Here is a 25,157-nt window from a genome sequence, read left to right as displayed (position 1 = left end):
GGCGGTCGCGGCAGTGATGTGGCAGGATGCGGCCCCGTCGCCGCTGGCTCGACGCCGTCGAATCCCAGTGTCTGCAGATAACTCGCACCGGGTTGTCCTCACCGATATAGTCATCAAGGCATTCGGGCAGCAGCATCACCTGCCGTCGCTCTTCGCCTTCGATGAATCGCTTCATGGGCCACCTCGCTCCAAGCGGGATGGCGAATTTTATTTTGAGTGAGACGATCGACGAAGCGTTTTCACACGACCTCGGCCAGGAGCCGAAATTGGCAATCAGAGCGACCTGTAACTAAGGCAGCGCCGCACGCACTTCTCCCTGCAACGGGTTGATCACGGGCTTCGCGACCCCGTAGACGATCAGGATGCCGGTGCCGCCTCCTTTGGTAGAGATGTATCGATCCGGATTCTTCTCGGTCAGTGCCTTGGGATCGTTCCAGTTGTTGGCGACCCACACATTGCCGGCGGAATCAATGACCGCGTCGGTCGGCATTTGCAGCACGCCCGAGCGGTACTTGTGAATCAGGTCACCCGGCTTCGTTCCTGCGGGGCATTGGCTCGCCATCCCGCAATAGAGGTTCAGGCTCATCCCATAGATTCCCGCCACCCAGGCATTGTCCTGACCGTCGATGCTGACGCCCCAGGGAGCGAAGATGCCGCGGTTGCCGACGTTTTCCAGGAGCGTCTTGCCGTCCTTGTCGAACACGGTGATAACACCCGTCGGATGTTCGACGCTGTACTTGTCCTCGACGAACTTGGCGCCGATGAGGAACTGCTGGAGAATGCCGACCCCCTTGGGATACTCGGGCAGCGGATCCCCCGGCGTGAAGTTGCTGCCGGCCCAGAGATTGCCCTTCGAGTCCAGCGCGATCCCGCGCACGCTGATGCCGGCCCGGAGGCTTTGCGCCTTTTCGGGCGCATCCCCCGGAAAGCGCACGACAGTCGCTCCGCCGCTGTTGGAGACCCACACCACGTTGTTCCGATCGATCGTGATCGCGAACGGCGCTGCAAGCCCGGCCACCTCGACCAGCCGGCCCTTCTGCGGATCGCCGCCTGGGAAATGAACCAGCTTGTCGCCGGTCGAATCGACGATCCACACATCGCCGTTCGGCGCATAGCCGACGCCATGCATCATCCCGAGCTTGCCGTCGAAGTTGATCCCCGCCGGACCCGTGAGCGGCTTGCCCTTCAGATCGAAGACCGCGATCGTGCGCGCGAAACTGCTGGCCCAAACCTTGTCGGACGAGATCCCGGTGCCCCATCCGATGCCGTCCAGGCCGGGTATCGTGAATCCCGTAATGCTCGGCGACAAGGTGTCGCCCGAGGGCGACAGCTTCACCACGCCACCGCCGATGGACTGATAGAGGCTGTTCTGCGCGCCGGCCATCCAGTTGAGGCCGCTCCACAGGTTGCCTTCTTGGTCGAACGCGAGCTTGCCCGGCGAGTAGATGCCGCCGCCCATGAAGCGCACGATGAGCGCGAAGTCCTCAGGCGGGTACTGCAGGTAGGGCACCGGCGCGTCCTTGCGACGCCCAGCTCTCTCGGGGAAGGGATAACTGCTCGAGAACAGCTCGAACAACGCGGGCGCATTGACCCACGGCTGGCGCGCGAGCGTCTGCAGCGCATCGAGCGTGTCCGACGAGTTCGTGAGTCGCAGGAACTCTTTGCAACCTGCTTCCTGGTGGTGGCGGCCGCACAAGGCGACGAGTGCGACCAGCGTGTTCATGCGCCCGACAGTTTCGGACTGGGCCAGGTTCGAACCATCGAGCACCGTACGGCCGAAGCCGCCGGAACCGACATCCACCAGGTTCGGGACCTGGGCGCGGCCGATCTTCAACCCGACAGGAGTGCCCCGCAGCTTGTCGCCGTCCAGCAGTTGCGCGTTGGGCCAGACCGAGCCGACCGTCGTGAGTTCGTTGATCGTGATCCTGGCGGGCGGCACGGCCGGTAAGACGGCCATCAGTTTCAATGCCGGAGCTTCCTGGCCATTCACTCGTCCGCCTTCGGTGACCACATAGTGAACGGCCGCGGCATTCGATGGGTCGACGCGGAGCGTGAATCGACCGTCGGCGGCGCTTACCACTTCCCTGAGCTTTGCTGGACTCTGGCCCGCCGCACTGCGCCACAGGCTGACCCTGGCTCCGACTACGGGCAGGTCCACGCCGAGCACAGTTCCCGTGACCTCGGATGCCATCGCCGGCAACGTGAAGACGCATAGAGCCGCCAGTGCAGCGGAAGCGATGTGTTTAAGCGGCCTGGTAACCGAGAACATGGTCAATCTCCAATGACATCGTTCGCCTCCACGACGAGGATTCCGTCAGCCGTATCGCATCCGATGATCTTTTGAAGCACGGCCCCGCGCAGGGAGGAAAAGCGCGCGAAGCCGGATTATTCGAGCGTGGTAAAAAATAGTCCAACGCAAAAACAGCCCGAGTACATTGCGCTTCATGCAATCCGATCCCAAGCTCGCCACAGACCTGCGGCGCTTGACTCACCTGATCGCCCTGGCGGAAGAGGGGCGCTTCTCGCGCGCGGCCGTGCGGGTTCACTTGAGCGAAGCAGCCTTCGGTCGCAGCATCAAGAGCCTTGAAGACCAGGTGGGTATGCACTTGTTCGACCGTAATGCTCAACGGGTCTCGCTGACCCGCGCGGGCGAGATGGTGCTGGAACGCGCACGCGCCCTGGTTTTCGACAGCAGCTGCCTTCAGCGCGACATCGAGCTGATGCGGCAAGGGGACGCGGGTGAAATCGCGATCGGCGCCGCGCCCATTCCGGCGGCCACCATCATGCCTCGCCTGCTATCGGAACTTGGCCGCAGCAGTCCCCAGCTCGTCACGCGCGTACGCCTTGGCAACCTCATCGGGTTGATCGAGAAACTCGAAGCGCAAGAGCTCGATTTCTGCCTCGGTGAGCCCAAGCTGCTCGCTCGCAGCGACCGCTATGTCAGCGTGCTGGTGGGCGTGCAAGCCGGTGCCCTGTTCTGCCGCGCCGGACATCCGATCGAGGGCAACAATAAGATCGGCGTCGACGCGCTGCGCCGGTACGGCATCGCCGGCATATCTGCAACGCACTCGATGATGGAACAGATCGCGGCCAGCTACGGCTTCGCCTCGGCGCAAGAATTTCCGTTGACCGTGGAATGCGACGATCTGAATCTCCTCAGTCGTCTGGTTGCCGATTCCGATGTGATCGGCTTGTTGCCCGATGACCTAGAGGCTGCAAGCAGGCTGGATTTACGGCAGCTCGAAGTCAAGTTGAAGAAGCCGGTGGTCGTAAACCTGCATGCCATCTGGCTGAAGGGCCGAACTATGTCGCCGGCTGCACTACGCGCCGTGAGCCTGGCGCAGACGATTGCGAATCGGCGAACAGGAGCTGACTCGCCGGTCATGCGACGCGCGCGGCCCAGTGCTGGCTCACCGCGCGCGTACTAACGTGCCGCTGCGCAAGACGTGAAAGCGATCATGGGGCATTCCATTTCCAAAATGGGAAGCAGCCTGCGACGTCAGTAGCAACGACCGCTTCGGAGCGTGATGTATACCCGCTTTGGGCCCGGAACGCCAGTTCGCGAAATTCGGAAGCAGCCCTCCAGGCGCGACTTCGTCCTGATCGCCCGTTGTCGCCCGCGCTCGGACACCGGCGGCGTCGGTGACAGTCATGTTCCAACGTAGAGCGGCCGTGCCCAGTCGCTCAGCGACGCGGCAGCTTACCCTGCGCTGGGCCCGAGCTACGGGGTGGGCTCGACGGACGAGCACTCGGTGCGTCCTGTGTACTTTGTACATCCTTCGTTGTTGATTGCACATTTCGCGTCGCGCCGGACGTCCAACGGCTCCACCGGTTTCCCGCGGGACGGCCGGCGTCGGGTCCGGTAAGACTCCTTTATCGCCCTCCCGCCAGACCCCGCCGCAACCCCCTCCCCTGGCGCAATGCCCTGCGGCGCGGCATGATGACCAGTTGCTTCAGGAGCGTCGTCATGGCTTCTCGTCGTCGCGTTGATCATCCCCAGCCGCTCGCCTCCTCGGCGCTGAGCCTCGCCCTGGACGCGCCGCCGGCAGCAGCACAGACGCCCGCTGTCCCGGTGCATTTGCATGCGGCCCAACCTGGCTCGACTGTCGGCTCAGCAGTCGACCCTCGAGCTCTGGCAGCCCTCCGACCGCTGAACATCCCTACCCTGGCGCCGGAGGCACTTTCGAGCCTTACCGAAGCTTCTGTGCGAGAACTGCTGCAGCAGGGTCAATCCTCGAACACCCAAGCGTCCTATGCCGCGGCTATGCGCTACTGGGGTGCTTGGTTCGCAGCGAGATACGGCCACGCACTGGATTTTCCCGTGCCCGTCCCCGCAGTGCTGCAGTTCATCGTCGATCATGCCGAGCGCGTGGACGTCGACGACGAGCAGCGCGACCTCCCTTGCCGGCCTGCCCGTCTTCTGCATGACCTGCCGGATGCCATCGACGAACTGCTGGTCGCCACGCGTTTCAAAGGCAAGCGTGGGCCGTTGGCATTGAACACCTTGGCCCACCGACTCTCTGTTCTCTCCAAGGCGCATCAGCTCCGCAATTTGGACAACCCTTGTGCAGATGTCGGCGTGCGCGAGGTGTTGCGTACCGTGCGCGTCGGCTACGCTCGACGTCAGGTCCGTCCACGTCAGCAAGCCGCCCTCACCCGCGATCTTCTGGAGCCCTTGCTGAACACCTGCGACATGTCGCCCTGTGGCGTGCGCGATCGGGCATTGATTCTCTTTGCGTGGGCCAGCGGCGGGCGCCGGCGCTCAGAGGTTTCCTCGGCCACCCTTGAGAACCTGACCGATCACGGCGCACGCGGCTACGTCTATCTACTGACGTATTCCAAGAGCAACCAAGAGGGGCGAGTTGACGACTCGACCCAAAAACCGGTTGTAGGGCGCGCTGCAGATGCGCTCAGAAGCTGGCTGCAGTTGAGCGGATCGCAACGAGGGCCAATCTTCAGGCGCATCCTGAAGAGCGGCCAGATTCTCGATGAGCCGCTGGCACCTCGAGCAGTTCGCAAGATTGTCATGGCTCGAGCGAAACTTGCAGGACTTGAGGGACGCTTCTCAGCGCATTCATTGCGCTCCGGCTTCGTCACGGAGGCGGGGCGGCGTCAGATGCCGCCTGAAGAAGCCATGAAGATGACGGGGCATCGGAATTTTGAGGTTTTCATGGGCTACTACCGAGCGGGCGACCTGCTCAACAGCAAAACGGCGCGCATGCTCGACTAGTGCGGTGCGCTCGAAATAGTGGAACTTAATAGATGCGGCACACTCCGACCTCGATGGAGGTCGCAGCCATGCGCATTGCCCCGAAGATCGAACTGGATGCCGCTGTTCAACGAGAGCTGACGGCCTTGGCGCGACGAGGCCGCGTCGAGGCTCGTGTGCAGCAACGAGCCAAGATCGTGTTGCTGGCTGCCGAGGGCTGGCAGAACAAGGACATCGCCGCCGAGGTCGATCTGGATCGGCGCCAGGTGGCCTTGTGGCGCCAGCGCTTCCTGGAAGGCGGGGTGGAAGCCCTGATGCATGACGCGCCGCGCCCCGGGCGTACCCCCAGCGTGACCACCGCCGAGTTTGAGTCGAGCATTGTGGACATGACGCTTCACGAAAAGCCCATCGCCGCCACGCACTGGAGCACGCGCACGCTGGCCGCGCAACTCGGTGTAGGGCCGACCACCATCCGCCGCGTCTGGAAGCGCAACGGTCTGAAGCCGCATCGGCAAAGCACCTTCAAGCTCTCGCGCGACCCCCGCTTCGAGGACAAGCTGCTGGATGTCGTGGGGCTGTACCTCAATCCTCCCGAGCGCGCCCTGGTTCTGAGCTGCGACGAAAAGAGCCAGATCCAGGCGCTCAACCGCACCCAGCCGGGCTTGCCGATGAAGAAAGGCCGCGCCGGCACCGTCACCCACGACTACAAGCGCCACGGTACGACCACGCTGTTCGCCGCCTTGAACACCCTGGACGGCACCGTGATCTCGATGTGCCAGCCGCAACACCGCCACGCCGAGTGGCTGCAGTTCCTGCGGCTGATCCAGCGCAAGACGCCCAAGCACCTGCAGTTGCACCTGATCGTGGACAACTACGGCACCCACACGCACCCGGACGTGCAGGCTTGGCTGGCCAAGCACCCGCGCTTCGTCATGCACTTCACGCCCACCAGTGCCTCGTGGCTGAACATGGTCGAGCGCTTCTTCCGCGACATCTCGGAGAACCGCATCCGGCGCGACAGCTTCACCAGCGTGGCCGAACTGGAGTTCGCCATCGATCTGTACGTGGCCCACCACAACGCCAACCCCAAACCCTTCATCTGGACCAAGAGCGCGACCGACATCTTGGCCAAGGTCACGCGCGCCAAGGCGGCGCTGGCACGGAGCACACGATAAGTACATATTTACGTGGCGCACTGCACTAGCGTTCGTCGGCGCGTGGTGATGAACGTCTACCGAGCAGCGATTTCCGCCCTCCCTCTCCAACCGTTGAACACGCTGAGTTGCCAGTTCCAGGTTCAAACTGCCAATGAGACTTGCGCCCGACGACCGGTTTCGAGGTGCCCCGACGTAGCCAAACAAAGACGCTTCGGAACAGGCGAGGCCCATGGCCGGGCACGACGTCGATTCCTGACCAGAAGTTTGCACCCCAAGATGCCGAGCTTACGTCCCGTTCCCGGCCTACGTCTCGACCTTCCGAGGGGCGAGTGTCAGGCGACATCAGGAACTGCCCCCTGGGGGCAGTTTGTCGTGTCGCCTAACAGCGAGTCAATGCGTCCTTCACAACCCTCGCCTCCGTGAGTATTCGAACAGTCGCGCGTAGCGGGGGTCTTGAGCAAGCTGTCCCGCGGCGCGGGCGATCTGCTCCAAGCACGTCACCAACTCCTCCGGCGCCCACTGCTGGTCGGAAATGATCGCATCCAAAAGACTCAGCGCATCCGCCGGGAATCGGGTACATAGCTGGGATTCGTGCAGCAAGTGCACAACGTAGTGCGGGTGTTCCAACGGCTTCAACCAGTCGTGGATCGCAGCTTGAGCGGCCGGGAACTCGCCTCCCGCTGCGATGATCAGCCGGGCCAGTGAGTCGGCCATTCGCGGGGTGGCAAGGTCGCGGGATTTGGGCCAAGCGTGCTGCCACAGCGGCTGTATACGGTTCTTCCAGTAGTCCTCCCGCTGATCGGCTGCGCCTTCAAGGGCCTGAGAAAGCGCTTGTGCGGCTTCCTCAAGCCCCTCTTGAGGCAGAGAACTGAGCGCGGACCTGTAGTCGTCAACGGTGTATCCCTCGGTAGGACCTATCGCTGCGTAGGTCAGGAAGGCAGCGAACTGTTGGGCGTGCTCCCCCAAGTCTGCATAGTGCTTTGCGGTGTCGAGAAACTGCTGCTTGAATGCAACCAGCAGCGGTTGATACAAACGTGGCGACCATAGGAAACCTTCCCACGTGGCTCGTGCTTCAACCGGATTTGCCCAATCGAACAGCGGCAACAGGTGATTCTCGGTCCACACCCGGTCCACGCGGAATAGCGCGATCAACCTCGAACCCAGTATTACGCGGCCATGACGAAATCGGTCAACCTCCACATTGCACAAGTTTTTGAAGAGCGGCTCGATGTCCGACGGAAGCAGGTCGTTGTCGTTCGGGTTCCGTTTAAACCACAGGTTGATAAGAGCCTGCGTAATGTGTCCGACCGGATGGTTGATGGCCTCGGTTACGGGCTCATCTAGGGGCTTGCCATCGCGCGTCATTCCGGTGCCGGGTTCGAGAGGAAGCGCCAGCATGCGCCCGCTCAAGTTCAACAGAACTTCGTCTTGACTCTTGATAGATTTCGAAACAGTGTCGAGCCAACCTGCCACACTGTGTGAGATCTCCTGCATAACAGAGTCGGGCATGGTCTGCACCAGCGGCGCGGCGTATCGCCACGACCGCGCCACCATCCCTTCTTCGCTCCAGGCTTGCAATGCTTCGCGCCATCGTTCGAGTGGCCAAAGATCGTCCCGGGAGAGGTCGCACAATGCGTACAGACTGTTCAGCAGGTGCTTTCGGCAAACTTGACGCCAGGTGTCTTCAGAGAACCCATGTGGTTCGGGCGTCGTTTCTTTGAGCCACTGCACGAGTTCGCGGCGCTTGAGAGGGGCGACGTCGACATTCCGAAATTCCGCGTAGTCCGCTTCACCGGTGCCGCTCATCCAGATTGAGAACTCATCGCGTTCGTTCGGTGTCAACTGCCATAGTGGGTTGGCGCTGGACAGGCTATTCAACCGTGCTTGAGCGCTGGGAGAAAGTGTGAGGCCGGACGAACCGAGTTTGGCAAGATGCAGCCAGACGGCACGCGTCACATAGCCTTGCCACTGGGCAGGATCAAAGTCATCCGGGGCCATCTCGCGCGGTGGGCCTGTGAGGATGGCCGCTTCCAGACGCAGCTGATCGGGCTCAGTCAGGAGGTGCCCCTGCTGAACGAAGAGCCTTAGCACCTCCCGCTTCGTATTCACGGACCATAGCCACCGCGCACGATCAGCCAACAGCCAGTCCACCCACTGAACGGGCGCAATGCAAGCATCCTGACTGGCAGCGAACAGGGCCAGTCGTTTGAAGGTGGGATAGGGAACGTCAAACCACGTAAGAGCGATGTTTGACGCGCGAGCGCCATCCGTAGCGAGAACTGCCAACCAGGCGTCCCGGAGCAACTCAATCAGGCTCACCCAGTCGCGGAAGCCGCGGTTCTGTCGATGGTCGGCTATCGAAGGAAGGTCCCAGTTGGACCTGTCGCTAAAGTTGTCTGCGCCTCCGAGTTCGCGCAGCAAGTCGAGCGCATCCCGCAGAAGTTGCTGAAAGTCCTCCAACAATAGTGGCAAGGCATCCGCCCATCGCTCGCCAGATAGGTCGCGCAGAGACGAATGCACGTGATCTGCGGCGAGTACCAGTTCCCAGTCGACTAATTGCCCGATTCGAGTAGGTTCATCCGTCTCTGTCGCATCGCCCCAATGAAAAGGCCTTTTCAAGGCGACCTGGGGCGCGAGGAACCGTCGCAGTTCCAGGCGCAGCGTGGTCGTCAGCCCCTCCCGCTTCATTCGGCTCCGCCAGTTGTAAAAGTCAGATTGGGGCCATGGCGACTTCACCCGGCCGCTGAGAAGCAGGCGCCATAGCGTTCGCATCATGGGACCGGGGACGGCTCTTGGAGCCTGGGAGCGAATCTCATCGAGCTCGGCAGTCTTACCGTCGTGCTCAAGCGAGGCAAGGCGGTCCAACTCGTGCTCTACTAGCCAAGGCAAGCGCTCGTGTAGCCGGCCACCGCGCTCTGCAATCCAGAGGACCAACCTAGGGTCATCCAGGTGACGGAGCAGCCAGTGAGCCAGATGAGACATCACGTCATCCCACCTAGTGCCGGTATGGCCGCCCGACACCAGCAGCATCGGCGGAGCTAGGTCATAGGGGGCAGGTCGGCGAACCAAGCTGAAGCGCAACTTGTCGTCGATCTCGCCGTTCGGGGCCACTTTGAAGCGACCCAGATCGGTATGCCGAAAACGCTCATCTGAAAAGGCCTCCACCAACCAGTCAAGCGAGGGGACGGGGTTAAATTCGGCGAAGCGCTTCGCCGGCAGCCCGGACTTGTCTGACAAGGCCCACAACATCCGGCCGACGAAATCGTCTTGCTGCGTACTGGCCGCAGGACGTGCCAGAGCATGACTAACGACGATGCGTTCCTTTCCCAGTACGCCATCGCGCCAGGTCGATGCCCACGCCCCCAGGGTCCTGTGCAGCGCTGAATGGTCATGGCTCCCTGCGGGCACTTCGTAAAGAATCGGCGCGACGCCTTTGGCTTCCCACTCGATGGCTTTGCGACGCTCTTGCCCCGGCTCGCAGTCACCCAGCGCCCAAGCCTGCGGCGTGGTTTCTCCGAGCATGCGGTCGGCGGCCAGCGCATCCATCATGTAGCGCAGCACCGGATCGTTGATGCTGTAGCCAACGAAGCAGACGACGTAGTTGCGAAATAGCTCGCTCACAAAGCGGGCCGCCCAACGCTCAGTGAGGTAGGCCAGACCGAAGTCACCGCTTGTGACCACCAACCGATTCAGCGCCGCGTCGTCCTCTTTTTCCGACAGCAGGCCGTGCAGGTAGACCAGTCCGTTCCAGCGGCTGTTCTTCGGGATTGGCAGCATCGGCGCCGAATACGTCTGAAAAGCTTGTCCGGTACGCTTGGCCGCTGTGTGGAACACACGATCGAAATTGGTGGTCACTAGGCGGAGCGCACCTTCACGGCTATGTGCCAACCGCAGCAGCGCCGCGTGAGTATCTGTTGCGCCCTTGCGACGCAAGTTGGGTTTGAGTGCTTGGGCAAGCGCTCGCCGGACCGCCAGGCGCCGGCCTGGTAAGCGATGCTCCAACAAGTCGAGCGTGGCATCAAAGTGCTCACCGTCGAAGGCTTCGCGCTCGATGTCTGAGAAAGATGTTCCGTTCAGCCGATAGATCTGCTCGACCAGCCCCTTGAAGCCCGGCAGGCCGGCAGGGTAGGAGATGCCGGCGCCACAGAAGAACGCCACTCGGCCTTCTTCGTGCGCCTGCAAGAGGGAATCGGGAATGTCTGGGCCATGGGTGATGAATTGCACTGTGTTGTCTTTTTGTGCTGATTTTTCTGCTGGATAGCGTAACAGTTGCTGCGTCGGCTTATGCCTTGGAGCCACAGATGTTCATGCCGCCGTCGATCCCAGACTGCTCCTTCATTTTCACTAGGTAGTCGGACCCGATAGGCTCGGCTTGAGCCCTCCACCGCGGAGGGCGCCGGCCTCCTCGACCACTTCCTCCAATTGCACACCGCGCGGCCCTCGCCGCCGGACCGGGATTCGAGATTCGGACGCCGTGACGCCCGTGGTGCCAGGATTCATCGACGGCCCCCGATCGGGGTCGATAAAGGGGCTGTTATCGCGCATTTGGGAACTGGCCGCCGCGCGTAGGACGCAGATCGGCCATTGGACGAAACCGCTCGCGCGGTAGCCCGCCGTTGAGGCTGCGGTGGATGTCAAACGTTGCGCCCCTGTCTATGTTGAGGAGCGAGGCAATCGGCCTCGTTCTTCGACAGGAGCACGATCATGACCCCAGCGACACCAGCGGTCTCTGCGTTGCGCCAACGCATGCTCGACGACATGCGCATGCGCATCCGCGCGCCGCCTCGACAGGCTCAGGCACCATGAGTACGAACTTGCATCACCGTCCCGTCCCGCCTCGATTCCTGCAGAGTCGATGCAGGGCAGTATTGCCTTTGCGCTCGACGCAAGTCCTTGCTGCGCGTCACGTCACCGCACAACTCGACGTACCGGCGCCCATCGGTGGTGTCCCCCCTACGTCATGGGCCGGCCCCTGGGGCCAGTCGACATCGCCAGCCCAATCGCCGCCGCCCGATTCCCCATAGCCTCGTCGCCTTCTCGCGCTCCCGTGGTGCATTGCGCGGTTTCCTCCCTTGGGGCTTGTCCAACACCTGCCCTCAGGTTGCTGTCGTGTTTGGCGCAGTGCGTCGCAAGGGCAGGTATCGGACAACCCTCAACAGAACCAGTCATTCGCCGCCTGTGCTCAATTCGCCCGATAGCCGACCGTGGGCCGCCACCTCCACAGTTGTGATGAGGTTTCATCGGCAGTAGTACGCCGCTCGACCGGACCCACGAGGCCGGGGCAGTTGCCATGGCAGGATGCGGGGGCCAATTCCGGACGTTAAGAGGCAGTGCAAAATGCGACGGGTCGCGCCGCCGATTTTGGAAGGGAAAGATGTCGAGCGCCTTGTGCAGAACCATCGTGGCAGCTATGAGCGTCGTCGCCATAAGCGGAGCCGCTGCGCAAGCCAACGAGCCGGCCCCGGTATTCACCCGCGCTCGATTCATGTCCTCATTTGAAGAACCTGGCGGGAAGCTCTACGTGCGCCTGAAGTTGCTACCCGGGTTCCAAATTCCCTTCGCAACGCTGACATTCAGTGTGCCTGACCGCTCGCTGTTGGCTGATATTCCTGAAGGCTCCTGGGTCAAGTTCACCTCGAAGCGCATCGATGGAGAGAACTCTTTGACGTCAATCCACTCTGTCGCGGAGTGCAAGCGCTTTCAGCCGTGCGACTGAAGCCGGGCCAGAAGCCGACACTCGCCACCATCCTCCAGTTTGTACGCCCTCTGCCCTTTTCCCCCATTCGGAACTGCGAGTCCCTTCGAAAGGACACCCCGTATATCGCGATGAAGCACAGACTGTCAGACGCTCAGAAGGCATTTCTTAGCAGGCCCTTCTCTACCTCTCGGCTATTGGAAGCTGACGCCTCTCGAGGCGGGGCACCTCGCCGTGCTTGCGGTCTATCTTGGCCTCGCCGCGGGGTTAGCCGTGCTGGTGGTTGCCGTTCGGAGATGGTTACGACCGCCCAGGTCCGTTCTCGAAGACACGTTCATCGATGTGAGCGCCGGCGGAGTACTGAGGAGACGCCAACATCTCGTACCTTGCTTCTGGCAAGTCCACAGGTCGGCCGAGCGTAATTATGATCCTCTAAGCGGGGTGCCCGCTGGCAGACGCGGTTGGATACGGCTCACACCGCCCTCGCGCACCGGCCAAGCGCAGCGCCTGACTCGGGCTCGTCAACGAACACGCTGAAGTAGCGGAGGTGGTTCGTCCACAAACTATATGGAACGACAATCCATAGCATGGCTCAGGCGTAGACTCCCGCGATGCATGCGTGCTCCCCAATTGGCGTGAGCCTCCCGAACCATGGAGAAGAAATGTCAAAGCTCGCGAACGCTGTCCTGCTGTGCGCCCTGATCACCTTTGTGGCGGGCTGTTCTGGCATGCCGCCCCCTTCGGAAGCCACCGTGTGTTCGACCCACCCTGGGACCTACGCCTGTCAGGTTTACCGCATGGAAAACGCTGGCAGCTGATGCCCTCAAGCGGCGCTTGAGACGCGCCTTCAGGGCTCCCAGGCTTTATTCGTGCTGCTGGCCGGAAGCGGGCTCATCTTCATCGAGCGGTCGTGCTCAGCGATTTCCTCGGGGTCGAAGGACGGCTTCGGGGCCCAAAGGAGGCCTTCGGTCTTCTCCAAAGCGGCCGTCGACGTCCTCTTATGCCCGCCTTTACACCGCTGGAAATGGGTTGCCTCTAGCCATGGCGTCCACGGCCAGAGACTCTGGCTTCACAAGGGCCGCATGCTAGTGGTGGACGGGCCGCTGCGCGCCTAGCTATCAAGGTCGAGATGCCTTTGTGGGACCGTCGAAGCATGCTGTTCTAGTGTCCCTGCTTCGACAAGTCGATTCCGCAATTGTTCGCGCCACTCCGTTCGTCTCATGTGCCCTGGCGTCGCATTCACCGTGTCCTCGGTCAGCTTGTAGATTTCATCGTCGGATAGGGCCATGTCGAGCGGAACCGAGATTGGCGGTACATACCAGGGAGTGGGTGCAAACAGTTCGATTCGATTGCCTTCGGGGTCAAGAAAATAGATCGACCAAGAGCCTCCATGGTTGGTCGGATTGAGGCCGGCGACACCCAGCGCCTTGACCTCAGAATGAAGACGGCGAAGTTCCGCGATCGAGATGACGCGGAAGGAGATTTGATTGACCGTGGATGGCCTGTCGGGCCTACGACCTGGAACAAGGACGATCTGATGATGCTCGTCAGGATTCCGAGATAGGAAGACAACATCGGCGCCCCGGATGTTGGCGCGGTCAGTCACCGCGAAGCCAAGCACGTCCTCGTAGAACTCGACCATCGCAGACATGTCTGAGACATAGAGGCCCATGTGCGAAAAAGCCATCCGCGGTGCTGGGTCCATTTTCATCTCCGGTGGCGGCAATAGCCCCGGAGCCTGCCGCAAGGACATCCGGGATGCATCGATGATAGTCCCCTTGGCAGCCAACCGATTCAGCGGTGCCCCACAACCGACTGCGCGAATGCGCGGGCCGCGAGCTCGGTCCAGTTCAACTACCCAAAAATTGAACGGCGACTTCCAAATTCCGGTCTTGGCCGGTAGGCCCAGTTCGACGGCCTGGTTCGCGAACGTGCTTCAGACTGGTTGCAGCCAGTCGCCTGCGAATCGTGGATGCCGCAGATGGGGCCCGAAGCAGTCGCTCAAAACTGTCAAGGGCAGGCAGCTAGATGTCGCAGGTCAACCGAAGCTGAACCGCCGAAGGCGTGTTTCAAGCGGTGTCGGATTGGGACTGCTTTTCCACCACATCGCTGCTCAGCAAAACCTCGGACAGCAACGCAACCAGCGGCTGCACGATGTGCTGCAGCGCGGAGTCCTCGCTGATGACCGCGACTTCGGTGTTAGGCAGCGCCGGCCACTGCTGCGAAGTGGGCAGGATCTTCATGCCGCTTTGCACGAACGATTTGCCTAGCACCGTGACACCGAGGCCGGCGCGAACCGCGGCCAGCGTGCCGTTCAGGTTGCTCGAGGTGCATGCGGTGTTCCATTCGCGCTTGCTGGCGTCGAGCGCCTGGGTCATCACTTCGCGGTACACGCACGGCGGGCGCATCATGACGAGTTGCACCGGCTGCCCGGCGCGGCTGCGAAACGTCGATGCGGCGATCCATACCAGCGCTTCGCGCCATATGACTCGGCCGCGGCGGGACGAGCCTTCGTTCTTCGGCTTGGCGATCACCACGTCGAGCTGGCCGGCCTCGTGGTTGGCCACGAGGTCCGCACTCAGGCCGGTGGTCAGCTCCAGGTGCACGCTGGGATAGAGGTGACTAAAGCGGGAAAGCAGCTGCGGCAGTTGCGCCTGTACCAGGTTCTCCGAAACACCCAGCCGCAATGTCGTGATCGGCGCAGGTTCGCGCAGTTCGCGCATGAGGGCATCGTGGTAGTCGAGCATGCGGCGCCCTGCGGCAAGTACGCGCTCGCCATCCTTGGTCAGGGTCATCGAGCGGCTCGTCCTGTCGAACACCCGCAGCTGCAGGATTTCCTCCAGGCGCAGCACCTTCTGGCTGACAGCCGACTGCGAGCGGTTCACTAGGCTGGCCGCGCCCGTGAAGCTGCCGGCCTCGGCCACCGCGACGAGGGCGCGTAGCAAATCCAGTTCAAGGTCTTGTGCGTTCATGATCAATTCGATTTTCCACTGAATGCGAGAAGAATTATTCGTTTTACTTCTTTTCGGCAAGCTTCAAAAATGGATACCCAAGCAGGCGTTCTTCATATGCACGCCGCCGGGAGATCGGCTAAACACCATATTCGCGCGATGCGCAGGAGATTCAAGATGGACAAGCGGAATTCAGTAGAGATCGTCGAAAACTTCTGGCGTGAAGTGTGGCAGTCGCAGAACCCCGATGCCATCGACCGGCTCGTTGCGGAAGACTTCTGCATCACCTCGGGCGGGGTTGAGATCCACACGCGTGGGGCGTTCAAGCAATGGGTTTGCGCATTCCTGTCCACCATCGACGACTTCAGGTTCGATGTCGTCGAGACGTTCCAGAACAACGCCGGCGACAGGGTCGCCTCGCGCTGGCGCGTCACCGGCAAGAACAACGGCTTCATGGGCATGGCGCCGTGCCAGTCGCCCATCACGCTCAGCGGAACCGCGATCCTGCATGTACGCGAAGACGGCTTGCTGCAGCACAACTGGGTCGAGCGCAGCGCACTGGAAGTGCATCGCAGCCTGTCGGCGAGCTAGCGTTCCCTCGCCGCCGTGCCCTTGCCCAGCCTGTAGCGGCCAGGCGATCTTCGAAGCGCATGCTCAATCATTCGCGCTGGTTTGCACATGCTGAACATCCCAAAGCAATACAGTCATTTCGCCTTCGGCATCATTCAATCCGGCTTGACGTGCGCCATTGCCGCGGCAATTGCCAACATCCCCTTCCTTTCCGAGGGCACGTTCGCCGTCCACTGGTTCAAGGCACTGATGCTTTCGTGGGCTGTCATGTTGCCGGTCGTGGTGGTCGCAGCGCCTGTCATACGCCGGCTCGCGAACAGCATCACCCGGTAGAACGTCGGCAGGCCGCGTCACCTTCGGGTCGAGCGGTCGACGTACTTGAAGGAACCGATGGCAGTGGCGAGGACCCGCGTGCCATCCATGCTGACATTGGCGTCGCTGAAGAAAATCGAGCGGCCTCTTCGCTGCAGCTTTCCGCGTGCGATCAGAACCTCGCCTGCGGCCACGTCCATGAAATTCGTGGTCAGCGAAAGCGTCACGGCGTTGCGGGCCGGCTCGCCCAGGGCCGACCAGATGCCGGAGTAGCCCGCCGCCACGTCTAGCATTGCGCAGAGTACGCCGCCTTGAACCTGGCCGATGCGGTTCGTCAGCTCGTGACGCATCGGAAGATGGAACTCGGCGTTGCCGTCGCTCCACCCGACAAGCCGAATGCCCAGGTGCTGCAGGAAGGGGTTCTCCAGGGGCAGCGATTCCATTCAGTGCCTTTGCACGACGGTCAGGCGGGCCAACTCACCCACATCGCCCACCTGCTCCAGTTGCGCCACTGCCTGCTCCAGCGCGTCGACGGCCGACGCCGACATCCAAGCAAGGCACAGAGCCTTGTACTTAGCGACCAGCCTCGCCTGCTGGGCGCCGAGGTCGGCGCCAGGAATACTGGAGTCGTGGCGGTGTTCCAGCGTGCGGGCGTCCCGCAGCCGGATGCGCACCACTGTCTCCGGCACACGCAATGCAGGGTCCAGCACGACCCGCGTGAGCTCACGAAGTTCAAGTAGCTGCAGGTCCGCAACGCTGTCGGCGTCGAAGGCGAGCGGGTCGGCGGTCGACTTTCCCGACAAGGCCATGGCGACCGTTTGACGCAGGCTGAACCTGGCCTGCAGCGGCGTCGCGGGCGATGCGATGTTGCAGATGTCGTCGCAGTGCGGGTTGACCCGAATTTCGATGGCCGCCACGTCGGCCGTCGCGAAACTCGCGCCGCGAACGATATGCAAGGCGCATTCGATGGCCGAATGGGTTTCGTAGCAGGAGTTGTGGAACTTGAACAGGTTGTTCTCGAGGTGGTAGCCATAGACAGGCGCGTCCTGCGCAGTCGCCTCGGCAAAGTCGTCTACGTAGCGTGGGGCTCCCAGCGCGGCGTGGATCGCTATGTCGTCCGAGTGTGTCCTGGCAAACCCGAGCTTGTGGCCCAGCATATCGCCCGGTGCGTCCATGCCTCGCTGTGCCAATCGGGCGGCCACTAGACCACCGCGCGCGGCTTCGCCCACCTGCAGCGCCTTGCAAGAGGAGCCAAACGCCGCCTTCAGGCCGGCCGCACGTGTCGCCGCGATGCCCATCGCGCGTGCGGTCGCCTCCGCATCGAGGCCGAGCAGACGGGCGCTCGCAACCGCCGCCCCGAAGCACCCCAGCGTCGCGGTGGCATGGAAGCCGCGGGTGTAGTGGTTCGGCGCAACCAGTTGCCCGATGCGGCAGGATGTTTCGTAACCCGCGAGAAATGCCTCCAGCAACTGCGGCCCGGTCGCATGCACTTCTTCTGCGACGGCCAGCGCCGCGGCAAGCACGGGCGCCGTCGCATGACCGGGAATCGAGAAGTTGACGTCGTCGTAGTCGAGCGCATGCGACGCGGTGCCGTTGAGCGCCGCCGCCGCCGACGCCGGAAGGCGCCCCGGGCGCCCGATGAGACCGCAGTGGGGTTGGCCGCCTTCGTGCTCCAGGTAGCCGACCAGCATTTCGGTGGCCGGGTCGCCCGCACCGGCGACGGTAACGCCGAACCAGTCGAGCACGGCCTGCCGAGCGATGGTCAATACTGGCGTGGGCACGTCCGCAAGGCGAATGCTCACGGCTGCCGACGCCAGCGCCAAGGTGATGTTCTGGGTTGTCATTGCTTTACCTTCTTCATTCCGCTTTCAGATTGGCGCGCTTTGTGAGCTCGCCGGAGAGAACGATCTCCTCCCTGATGAAGCGATCGAACTCGGTTTGCGACATGGGCAGCTCGTCGATGCCGTTGGCCGCGTACTGCTGCTTCACCGCCGCGCTCTCGGTGGCTCGCGCGATCTCGGCGTGAATGCGAGCCACGATGGCCGGCGGTGTCCTGGACGCAAGAAACGCCCCGATCCACAAGGGGTACTCCGCACCGGGCAGGCCGGCCTCTGCAACGGTTGGCACCGTGGGCAGCGCCGGGTTGCGTTTCTTGGCCGTCACGGCCAACGCATCGACACGCCCCGACTTGATCATGCCCAACGCGGTATTGACAGGCGCGACGAAATAGTCCGATCGACCTGCCGCAACGTCGGTGATCGCTTCGGGTGTTCCTCGAAACGGAATGTGCTGGCCGCCTATCCTGGCCAGCATGTTGATCTTCTCGGCGCTCATGTGCGTCGAACTGCCAGTGCCCGCCGAGGCGAAGTTCAGCCCGCCACTGTTTTTGCGCGCCTTGTCTAGCAACTGGCCGAGGTCGCGGTACTTGCCGGGCGGCGCGATCACCACGCCCGGAAAGCCACCGAACGCAGCCACGTTCGTCAGGTCCCGCAAGGAGTCGTAGGGCAGCGACTTGTAGAGCCAAGGCGCCACCACGTAGGAGCCCGAGTGCGCGAGGATGGTATAGCCGTCGGCCGGCGATTTGGCCACGAAGCTTGCGGCAATAGCGCCGCCGGCCCCGGGCCGGTTCTCGACGATCACCGGCTGCTTCATGTTGATCGAGAGTTGGCTGGCGACGATGCGCGCCATCAGGTCGGTCGAACTGCCCGCTGTGAAGGCGATCACCATGCGGATGGGACGGTTTGGATAAGCCTCCTGCGCCATCGCAGGAATCGAGGCTGCGCAGAGCACGCCCGCGGCTAGGAAGATGCGTTTTTTCATGGTGTTCCGGGGTAATGGGTAGTGCTTCAGACGTCGCGAGGGCCGTCGGCAAGGCTGTCTCGGCCCTGCGGCGACGCGCCCGCCAGCGCCAGGACGGCGCGGATGTCCGCGGCGGTGCGAATCGGGCGCAGGTTGTTGTGCGTGACCTGGGGGTGGTCAAGGGCGGGCTGGATGAATGACTCGATCTGCTCGTCCTTCAACCCCAGGTCAGCCAATGTTCGCGGCATGTCCAGCTGCATCAGAAGGCCTTCCAGCACATCGGCGAAAGACTCCCTCCGGTTCAGCAACTGCAGCATCCTGGCGTGCTGCTCCTTCGCGTGGCGCTCGAGCCATCGGGCCTGGGCTAGCATCAGTACGCAGGCCGCATCGCTATGCGCAACGCCGCCCAGCGGCCCCACGATATGCACCATCCAGTGGCTGAAGCCGTGCGGCACCGACATCTGCCCCATGCCGGTGTACCAGGTGGCCAGCTGGCAATTGGTGAAGGCTTCGGTGTCGTTGCTGTCGCGCAAGCGCGGCAGGTTTTCCACATATAGCTGTATCGCCTTCTCCGCGAGCAGGCTGGCAAAAGGGTGCGGGTGCAGCGAGCAGGCGGTATTGATCGCGTGGTCGAGCCCTCGCACGCCGGTCGACAGCAGCAGCGACAGCGGCGTGCGGGCAAGCAGAGCCGGGTCGTAGACGATGCCGCGGGGTGCACCTTCGGGCACCACGAAACGCGCCTTCAGATGGGTCTGGTCATCCACAGGCGTGCTGACCGGCGTCCATTCCGAGGTGGAGATGGTGGTGGGAATCGCGATGTGCCGAATGCGCTGAGCGGCGGTGGTGCCGGAGAGCATTTCGGTGCCATCGGCCGACATGTGCATCTGCAATTGCAACAGCCGCTCACGCTCGAATGCCTGCTCGGAGATGCACAGCTGCATCGTCTTGCACATATCCATGACGGAGCCGCCGCCCACCGAGACGATGACGTCGGCATCCAGGTCGGCGGCCCGCCTTGCCGCGGCCAACACGTTCGACAGCGGCGAATGCTCGCCCACCTTATCGGTCAGGCCGATGCAGCGGTCGCCGAGCGCCGCGACCAGGTTGGCGATGACGTCGCTGCGCGTGTTCAGCGTGCGCGAACACACCACGAAGGCACGGCGATAGCCGAACCAATCCATCAATTCTGGTAGTGCCTGCGACGCTACCACGTTGTGCAGGACACGCTCGTGTCCGGTGAAACGATAGCGAAGGCCGGGAGGAACCATGACGGTCATTTTTCAGTCTCCGATGTAATTGGGGGTGCGCTTGTCGGCAAATGCCTTGCGCCCTTCGATACGGTCCCTGGAATCGCGCAGCAGGCCCCATCGCAGGGCGGCCTGCGCGATGAAGTCGCGCGGCGCGAGGTGCGCGGTCTCCAACGCAAGCTTCTTCACCATCTGCGTTGCAAGCGGCCCGTTCGCGGCAATTCGCACAGCGATGGCGTGGGTCTCGCGAAGCAGGTCGTCCGGCGCGAACACGTCGCTGACCAGGCCGATGCGCAGCGCGGTTGCCGCATCGATGCGATCGCCCGTCAACGAAAGCTTCATCGCGTGCGCTGCGGGAATGGCCCTCAGCAGTTGCTGGACACCGCCGGCCGCCGGAATGCTTGCGACCTTGACTTCCGGCAACCCGAAGGATGCGCTCGCGCTCGCAATGCGGAGATCGCATTGCATGGCCAACTCCAACCCGCCGCCAAGGCAGTAGCCGTTGATTGCCGCGACCATGGGCTTCCACAGCTCTAAGTCGCTGAGGTCGAGCAGGCGGGTGTAGCCGTCGCGGCCTGCTTCCGCCATGCGGCCCAGCAGGGCCCCCTTTGCGAACAAGTCGCTCGGCGGCAGTGTTTCCTTCAAGTTCGCACCGGTGCAAAACGCTCTGGCACCGGCACCCGTCAGCACGATGCAGCGTACTTGTTCATCGTCTTGCAGGACACGCAGTTCCTGGCGCAGTTGGAGCAGGTCTGGAATTGCGAGCGCGTTCAGCGACTCGGGGGCATTCAGGGTCAGCGTGGCAACTCTTTGCGCGTAGCTCAGCTCGATGGTCATGACACGATTCCTTTAGACGCTGGGGCTGGAAAGCGACCGGCCGCCGCAGACATACAAAGTCTGCCCCGTGATGTAGGACGCTTCGTCGCTGGCAAACAGCAGCGCCGCGGCAGCGACGTCGGCGGGCTGACCGATGCGCCCCGCCGGCACGCTGCGTTTCAGGCGATCCTTGACCTCTTCGTCGAACGACTCGAACAGCGGCGTTTCAATGATGCCCGGCGCGATCGTGTTGGCCGTGATGCCATGCGAGGCCAGCTCGATGGCCAGCGATCGGGTGAAGCTCACCACGGCACCTTTGGCGGCGGAATAGTTGGCCTGCCCGAAGCCGCCGAGCCATGCACGCGAAGACATGTTGATGATGCGGCCGTACTTCTGCGCCACCATGGCGTCGATCACCGCCTTCACGCAAAGGAATTGCGAACGCAGATTGACGTTGATGACGAAATCCCAGTCCTCCTCGCTCATCTTCTGGATGCGCTTGTCGCGGCTGAGGCCGGCGTTGTTCACCAGCACGTCGGGCGATTTCCACCTGGCGGTCACCTCAGCCACGGCGGCACCAACCATCTCGGAGGACGTCACATCCACCTGCAGCGGGAGAAACCGACCGCTCCCCGAGAACTGGTCTGAAGCCTGCCGCAGCGCCGCCGTGCTCAGATCGAAGGCGGCAACCCGCAGTCCCTTCTTCAAAAATGCCTCAACGATTCCGCGGCCAATACCTTGCGCGCCGCCTGTGACTACCGCTACTTTTTCTGTCATCGCCGTCTCCATATATGGCGTTGTTGCATGAACGGCGCGCTTCACACGGCCAGGATGGTGACCAGCGCGACGGCGGAATCCCCGGCCAGTTGCCCGCCGTTGTTCTCGGCCAGTGCCACCTTGGCGCCGTGGCGCTGGCGCTCGCCACTGCGCGCGCGCAGTTGCTGGGTAAGTTCCACGATCTGTGCCGCACCGGTGGCGCCGATCGGATGGCCGCGACTGAGCAAACCGCCACTCGGGTTGACGCTCAGGCGGCCACCCAGGCCCGTGTCTCCCGAGCGAATCAATGCGCCCGCCTCGCCGGGGGCGCAGAAGCCCAGGTTCTCGTAGTGAATCAACTCGGCCGGCGCGGAGGCATCGTGCAGCTCGGCCACATGGATGTCCCGCGGGCCGAGGCCGGCCTGCTCGTATGCGAGTCTGGCCGCGCTGACCGCCACCAGTTCAGCGCCCGGTATGCCAGGGGCACTGACGATGGAGCAGGCCTTGATGTGCACGGGCTTCACGCCGAGCTTGCGGGCATAGGCCTCAGAGCACACCACGATGGCGGCGGCGCCGTCCCCGATGGAGGAGCACATGAACAGAGTCAACGGGTCGCTCACCATGCGGCTGGACAGCACTTCCTCCAGCGTCGTGGTCGCGCGAAACTGCGCCTTCGGGTTCAGCGACCCGGCGAGGCGGCTCTTGACGCAGACACGTGCGAAGTCCTCCTTTTCCACGCCCGCGGTCTGCATCCACTTGCGCGTCTTCGCGGCGTAGATGTCCATGAAGACGCTGCCGGTGCCCGTTCCGATGTGGGCACCGAGGTCTTCTTCGATGTCCACCGCGCGCGCGAAGGCGCCGAACGAAACCTTCTTGTCTTCGTGGCTGAGCTTTTCGCTGCCGACGACCAGCACGCATTCGTACTGGCCCGAAGCCACCGCGGCGCGCGCAAGGTTGAACGCCGAGCTGCTGGAGGCGCACGCGTTCTCGATGTTGAACATCGGCTTGCCGGCAAGGCCGGTGTTTCTCAGGGACGACTGGGCACGGATCATTTCCTGGCCGGTGACGACACCAGCGGCCGCGTTGGCAAAGAACACGCACTCGATCTGGCCCGGCTGCACGTTGGCATCGGCCAATGCTTCCTTCACGGCCTCTTCGGACAGCGACTTCAGGCTGCGGTTGAGAAATTTTCCGAATGGCGTCATGCCGACGCCTGCGATTACTGCTTCGCTCATGGGAGATCCTGGGTTTTAGTGGAAATGCGTTTGCGCATGGAGATATGCAGGGAACCGCTGGGCGCTCAGGCGCAGCGCGTGGCCTGGCGTGCGAAATCGATGACTTGCGCGGTGTGCTCGCCCAGCAAGGGCGCGGGACGCAGCGGGCCTGTGCGGTACGCGCCATCCCAGCCGGTGGGAAGCGGGCCGATCACGCGCACTTCGCCAGACTCAGGGTGCTGGAAAGACGCCGTCATCGCCTCGAAGGGAGGCGACGCCGCGACTTCGGCATAGGTGTTGACGGGGCCGCAGATGATGTCCTCGGCTTCCAGTGCGTCGAGCAGTTCCGTGCTGGAGAAGCGGCGGGTCTGAGCCGAGAGCTGCTCGAACATCGCTGCACGATTGGCCACGCGCAGGTCCGATGTGCTGAACAACGGATGAACCGCCAGCTCCGCAACGCGCAGGATGCGGCACAGCGAAACCCAGCGCTTGGGCTGATAGGCCGCGACCATGATCCAGCCGTCGGCAGTGGGAAACGCCTCGTTGGGCGCCGAATAGGGGGCAGAGCTTCCGCAAGGGCTGGGCGGCTTGCCCGACGCGAGGTACGAGGCCAGTCCCATCTGCTGCAGCTGGATGCCGGCCGCATACATGCTGATGTCCAGCCACGCACCTCGGCCGCTGTCGCGCCTTGCCATGAGGGCATCGAGGATGGCGGTGGTGGCCAGGAAGCCCGTGACCATGTCGACGACGGGCGATTGCACCTTGGCCGGTACGCCGTCCGCCGCGCCGGTGATGCTCATGAGGCCGGAGGTGGCCTGCACGACGCCGTCGACGCCAGGCTTGCCGCTGTAGGGGCCGTGCTGGCCGTATGCGGAAATGCTGCAGTAGATCAACTGGGGGTTGCCGACTGAAACCGTTGCATGGTCCAACCCGAATTTCGCCATGACGCCTGGGCGGAAACTCTCCACGACGACGTCCGCTCGTTGCAGCAGACGACCCGCGACTTCCAGGTCTTGCGGGAGCTTCAAGTCCAGCACCGCGCTTCTCTTGTTCCGATTGAGCGAGAGAAAGATGACGCCATGGCCTTCGAGAAAGGGCGGCCCCAGCGTGCGTCCCAGGTCGCCGCCGGGGGCCTCGACCTTGATCACGTCGGCGCCACGGTCCGCAAGCATCATGGTGCAGGTCGGGCCCGCCGCGATCTGGGAAAAGTCGACGACCAAGAGGCCGGCGAGATTGCCGTCGTTGTCTTCCATATGTCTATCTCCGGTGTCGTTGCGGCCCTGTACGCCCCGCTGGGCAAGGCAGCTCATGCGGTAGCTTTGCGGGGGCCTGGCCGAACTATCGTTCTTCGCCCCATGCCCTCGCAAACGACTTTTGAAGGGGTCTTGGTTGACTTTTAGTCAACCGTGGAAAAAAAGGCCCATAGGGTGGGTGTTATCGAGAAATCGTCCGAAATGCCGAGTGTGGGGAAAGACCTGCTTGACGTAAATGCAATGAAAGCAGCAAGCTTGCACACCCATGGAGAAACTGCCCCCGCTCAATTCGCTCAGAGCCTTCGAGGCGGCCGCCCGCCACCTCAGCGTGACCGCTGCGGCGGAAGAGCTTTTCGTCACGCCGGGCGCGGTCAGCCGCAAGGTGCGGCAACTCGAGGAGTTCCTGGGGACCCCGCTGTTCCTGCGCGGCCATCAGCAAATCGCGTTGACGCGGCACGGCTCCGAATACTTCAAGTCGATCTCGCGGGCGCTCAACGACATGCGCGAGGCCACATCCCGGCTGGGCCGCAGGGTGCAGAAGCAGGAACTGCGCATCCGGGCCTACACGACCTTCGCGATGCGCTGGCTGATCCCGCGGCTTTCGGACTTCCACGCCCGTCACCCGGAGATCGAGGTGTCCCTGACGACATCGCTGGAAGATGTCGACTTCGACCGCGAAGACATCGACGGCGCCATCCGCCTGGGCGACGGGCTGTGGCGCGGCGCAAACAGCTATTGGCTCGTGCCCAATGTGCTGTGTCCGGTGATGAGCCCGCATCTGCCGAGTCCAGATGCCCCACTGAGCGTGCCCGACGACCTGTCGCGCTACACGCTGCTGCATTCGCTGGCACGTCCCGACGACTGGGCCGACTGGCTGGCGTCCGTGGGGGCGGCTGGCGTGGACCCGCGTGCGGGCACCATGTTCCAAAGCTCGGCCATGGCCTATGCCGCGGCCATCCAGAGGCAAGGCATCGCCATGGCGCAACTCTTCCTGGTAGAACAGGATCTTCGCAGTGGCGAACTGGTCAAGGCATTCGACTTCTTGCTCGACCGCGCAAGCTTCACCTACTACCTGCTGACCCCTTCGGGCAGACCGGAGAGGCCGCAAATGACAGCCTTCCGTCAGTGGATACTGGAACGCTCCGTGGGGCCGGGCGGGCCACCCGCGCGCTGAGCCG

The 25,157-nt window shown here is 62.9% G+C and carries 19 protein-coding genes and 1 pseudogene; 7 read left to right on the top strand and 13 right to left on the bottom strand.

Annotated elements, in window-relative coordinates:
* Positions 1 to 11: 11 nt before the first annotated feature.
* Positions 12 to 175, bottom strand: a pseudogene (locus QZH52_RS38875) (IS5/IS1182 family transposase); the annotation flags it as partial.
* A 114-nt stretch (positions 176 to 289) separates the two neighbouring features.
* Entirely contained in the window at positions 290 to 2,269 is a 1,980-nt protein-coding gene (locus QZH52_RS21350; protein ID WP_301812605.1) for a Vgb family protein, read from the bottom strand.
* Positions 2,270 to 2,444: 175 nt separating this feature from the next.
* Between QZH52_RS21350 and QZH52_RS21345 the strand changes: the two genes are divergently transcribed.
* The 3 genes from QZH52_RS21345 (at position 2,445) to QZH52_RS21335 (ending at position 6,384) form a co-directional block, all read left to right on the top strand.
* Positions 2,445 to 3,428: a LysR family transcriptional regulator gene (locus QZH52_RS21345; RefSeq protein WP_301812604.1), complete on the top strand. Its 984-nt coding sequence runs from the start codon at positions 2,445 to 2,447 to the stop codon at positions 3,426 to 3,428.
* Positions 3,429 to 3,967: 539 nt separating this feature from the next.
* Complete coding sequence (locus QZH52_RS21340; protein WP_301812603.1) at positions 3,968 to 5,230, top strand: site-specific integrase; 1,263 nt, start codon at positions 3,968 to 3,970, stop codon at positions 5,228 to 5,230.
* A gap of 68 nt (positions 5,231 to 5,298) precedes the next feature.
* Complete coding sequence (locus QZH52_RS21335; RefSeq protein WP_301812602.1) at positions 5,299 to 6,384, top strand: IS630 family transposase; 1,086 nt, start codon at positions 5,299 to 5,301, stop codon at positions 6,382 to 6,384.
* Between the two features lie 384 nt (positions 6,385 to 6,768).
* On the opposite strand, the gene dsr1 is transcribed toward QZH52_RS21335, so the two are convergent.
* The gene (dsr1, locus tag QZH52_RS21330) at positions 6,769 to 10,590 is read right to left on the bottom strand and encodes an anti-phage defense-associated sirtuin Dsr1 (RefSeq protein WP_301812601.1); all 3,822 of its coding nucleotides are present in this window, start codon (positions 10,588 to 10,590) and stop codon (positions 6,769 to 6,771) included.
* A gap of 1,186 nt (positions 10,591 to 11,776) precedes the next feature.
* Between dsr1 and QZH52_RS21325 the strand changes: the two genes are divergently transcribed.
* Entirely contained in the window at positions 11,777 to 12,082 is a 306-nt protein-coding gene (locus QZH52_RS21325) for a hypothetical protein (protein ID WP_301812600.1), read from the top strand.
* A gap of 1,090 nt (positions 12,083 to 13,172) precedes the next feature.
* Here the strand turns inward: QZH52_RS21325 and QZH52_RS21320 are convergent.
* Positions 13,173 to 13,766, bottom strand: coding sequence for a VOC family protein (locus QZH52_RS21320; RefSeq protein WP_301812599.1), 594 nt, complete (start codon positions 13,764 to 13,766; stop codon positions 13,173 to 13,175).
* A 364-nt stretch (positions 13,767 to 14,130) separates the two neighbouring features.
* Positions 14,131 to 15,033, bottom strand: coding sequence for a LysR family transcriptional regulator (locus QZH52_RS21315; RefSeq protein WP_301812598.1), 903 nt, complete (start codon positions 15,031 to 15,033; stop codon positions 14,131 to 14,133).
* A 69-nt stretch (positions 15,034 to 15,102) separates the two neighbouring features.
* On the opposite strand from QZH52_RS21315, the gene QZH52_RS21310 reads away from it, so the two are divergent.
* Together QZH52_RS21310 and QZH52_RS21305 are read left to right on the top strand one after the other, a co-directional pair.
* Positions 15,103 to 15,603 (top strand): ester cyclase, encoded by a 501-nt coding sequence (locus QZH52_RS21310; protein ID WP_301812597.1) that lies wholly within the window; start codon positions 15,103 to 15,105, stop codon positions 15,601 to 15,603.
* A gap of 87 nt (positions 15,604 to 15,690) precedes the next feature.
* Positions 15,691 to 15,915, top strand: a complete 225-nt coding sequence (locus QZH52_RS21305) for a DUF2798 domain-containing protein (RefSeq protein WP_301812596.1) — start codon at positions 15,691 to 15,693, stop codon at positions 15,913 to 15,915.
* Positions 15,916 to 15,932: 17 nt separating this feature from the next.
* On the opposite strand, the gene QZH52_RS21300 is transcribed toward QZH52_RS21305, so the two are convergent.
* The 8 genes from QZH52_RS21300 to QZH52_RS21265 form a co-directional block, all read right to left on the bottom strand.
* Complete coding sequence (locus QZH52_RS21300) at positions 15,933 to 16,337, bottom strand: PaaI family thioesterase (protein WP_301812595.1); 405 nt, start codon at positions 16,335 to 16,337, stop codon at positions 15,933 to 15,935.
* Positions 16,338 to 17,738 carry an MmgE/PrpD family protein gene (locus tag QZH52_RS21295; RefSeq protein WP_301812594.1) on the bottom strand — a complete coding sequence of 467 codons (1,401 nt, stop codon included), beginning with the start codon at positions 17,736 to 17,738 and terminating at the stop codon, positions 16,338 to 16,340.
* 13 nt (positions 17,739 to 17,751) lie between these two features.
* Positions 17,752 to 18,714, bottom strand: a complete 963-nt coding sequence (locus tag QZH52_RS21290) for a Bug family tripartite tricarboxylate transporter substrate binding protein (protein WP_301812593.1) — start codon at positions 18,712 to 18,714, stop codon at positions 17,752 to 17,754.
* A gap of 26 nt (positions 18,715 to 18,740) precedes the next feature.
* A complete protein-coding gene (locus QZH52_RS21285) occupies positions 18,741 to 19,970 on the bottom strand; it encodes an iron-containing alcohol dehydrogenase (protein WP_301812592.1) in 1,230 nt (409 codons plus the stop codon).
* Between the two features lie 3 nt (positions 19,971 to 19,973).
* On the bottom strand, positions 19,974 to 20,777 hold the full coding sequence (locus tag QZH52_RS21280) for an enoyl-CoA hydratase/isomerase family protein (protein ID WP_301812591.1): 804 nt from the start codon (positions 20,775 to 20,777) through the stop codon (positions 19,974 to 19,976).
* A gap of 12 nt (positions 20,778 to 20,789) precedes the next feature.
* Positions 20,790 to 21,533, bottom strand: a complete 744-nt coding sequence (locus tag QZH52_RS21275) for an SDR family oxidoreductase (protein WP_301812590.1) — start codon at positions 21,531 to 21,533, stop codon at positions 20,790 to 20,792.
* Positions 21,534 to 21,574: 41 nt separating this feature from the next.
* Positions 21,575 to 22,747 carry a thiolase family protein gene (locus tag QZH52_RS21270; RefSeq protein ID WP_301812589.1) on the bottom strand — a complete coding sequence of 391 codons (1,173 nt, stop codon included), beginning with the start codon at positions 22,745 to 22,747 and terminating at the stop codon, positions 21,575 to 21,577.
* 65 nt (positions 22,748 to 22,812) lie between these two features.
* A complete protein-coding gene (locus QZH52_RS21265) occupies positions 22,813 to 23,979 on the bottom strand; it encodes a CaiB/BaiF CoA transferase family protein (RefSeq protein ID WP_301812588.1) in 1,167 nt (388 codons plus the stop codon).
* A 265-nt stretch (positions 23,980 to 24,244) separates the two neighbouring features.
* Between QZH52_RS21265 and gcvA the strand changes: the two genes are divergently transcribed.
* Positions 24,245 to 25,153, top strand: a complete 909-nt coding sequence (gene gcvA, locus QZH52_RS21260; RefSeq protein ID WP_301812587.1) for a transcriptional regulator GcvA — start codon at positions 24,245 to 24,247, stop codon at positions 25,151 to 25,153.
* Positions 25,154 to 25,157: the final 4 nt, after the last annotated feature.

It is taken from the genome of Variovorax ginsengisoli (assembly GCF_030486595.1).
Classification (GTDB): domain Bacteria; phylum Pseudomonadota; class Gammaproteobacteria; order Burkholderiales; family Burkholderiaceae_C; genus Variovorax; species Variovorax ginsengisoli_B.
This window is presented reverse-complemented; position numbering and strand designations above follow the sequence as displayed.

Excerpts from the sequence above, each read along its gene's own strand:
- QZH52_RS21350 (WP_301812605.1), bottom strand. The coding sequence starts at position 2,269 with ATGTTCTCGGTTACCAGGCCGCTTAAACACATCGCTTCCGCTGCACTG.
- QZH52_RS21345 (WP_301812604.1), top strand. The coding sequence starts at position 2,445 with ATGCAATCCGATCCCAAGCTCGCCACAGACCTGCGGCGCTTGACTCAC.
- QZH52_RS21340 (WP_301812603.1), top strand. The coding sequence starts at position 3,968 with ATGGCTTCTCGTCGTCGCGTTGATCATCCCCAGCCGCTCGCCTCCTCG.
- QZH52_RS21335 (WP_301812602.1), top strand. The coding sequence starts at position 5,299 with ATGCGCATTGCCCCGAAGATCGAACTGGATGCCGCTGTTCAACGAGAG.
- QZH52_RS21325 (WP_301812600.1), top strand. The coding sequence starts at position 11,777 with ATGAGCGTCGTCGCCATAAGCGGAGCCGCTGCGCAAGCCAACGAGCCG.
- QZH52_RS21320 (WP_301812599.1), bottom strand. The coding sequence starts at position 13,766 with ATGGACCCAGCACCGCGGATGGCTTTTTCGCACATGGGCCTCTATGTC.
- QZH52_RS21315 (WP_301812598.1), bottom strand. The coding sequence starts at position 15,033 with ATGAACGCACAAGACCTTGAACTGGATTTGCTACGCGCCCTCGTCGCG.
- QZH52_RS21310 (WP_301812597.1), top strand. The coding sequence starts at position 15,103 with ATGGATACCCAAGCAGGCGTTCTTCATATGCACGCCGCCGGGAGATCG.
- QZH52_RS21305 (WP_301812596.1), top strand. The coding sequence starts at position 15,691 with ATGCTGAACATCCCAAAGCAATACAGTCATTTCGCCTTCGGCATCATT.
- QZH52_RS21300 (WP_301812595.1), bottom strand. The coding sequence starts at position 16,337 with ATGGAATCGCTGCCCCTGGAGAACCCCTTCCTGCAGCACCTGGGCATT.
- QZH52_RS21295 (WP_301812594.1), bottom strand. The coding sequence starts at position 17,738 with ATGACAACCCAGAACATCACCTTGGCGCTGGCGTCGGCAGCCGTGAGC.
- QZH52_RS21290 (WP_301812593.1), bottom strand. The coding sequence starts at position 18,714 with ATGAAAAAACGCATCTTCCTAGCCGCGGGCGTGCTCTGCGCAGCCTCG.
- QZH52_RS21285 (WP_301812592.1), bottom strand. The coding sequence starts at position 19,970 with ATGACCGTCATGGTTCCTCCCGGCCTTCGCTATCGTTTCACCGGACAC.
- QZH52_RS21280 (WP_301812591.1), bottom strand. The coding sequence starts at position 20,777 with ATGACCATCGAGCTGAGCTACGCGCAAAGAGTTGCCACGCTGACCCTG.
- QZH52_RS21275 (WP_301812590.1), bottom strand. The coding sequence starts at position 21,533 with ATGACAGAAAAAGTAGCGGTAGTCACAGGCGGCGCGCAAGGTATTGGC.
- QZH52_RS21270 (WP_301812589.1), bottom strand. The coding sequence starts at position 22,747 with ATGAGCGAAGCAGTAATCGCAGGCGTCGGCATGACGCCATTCGGAAAA.
- QZH52_RS21265 (WP_301812588.1), bottom strand. The coding sequence starts at position 23,979 with ATGGAAGACAACGACGGCAATCTCGCCGGCCTCTTGGTCGTCGACTTT.
- gcvA (WP_301812587.1), top strand. The coding sequence starts at position 24,245 with ATGGAGAAACTGCCCCCGCTCAATTCGCTCAGAGCCTTCGAGGCGGCC.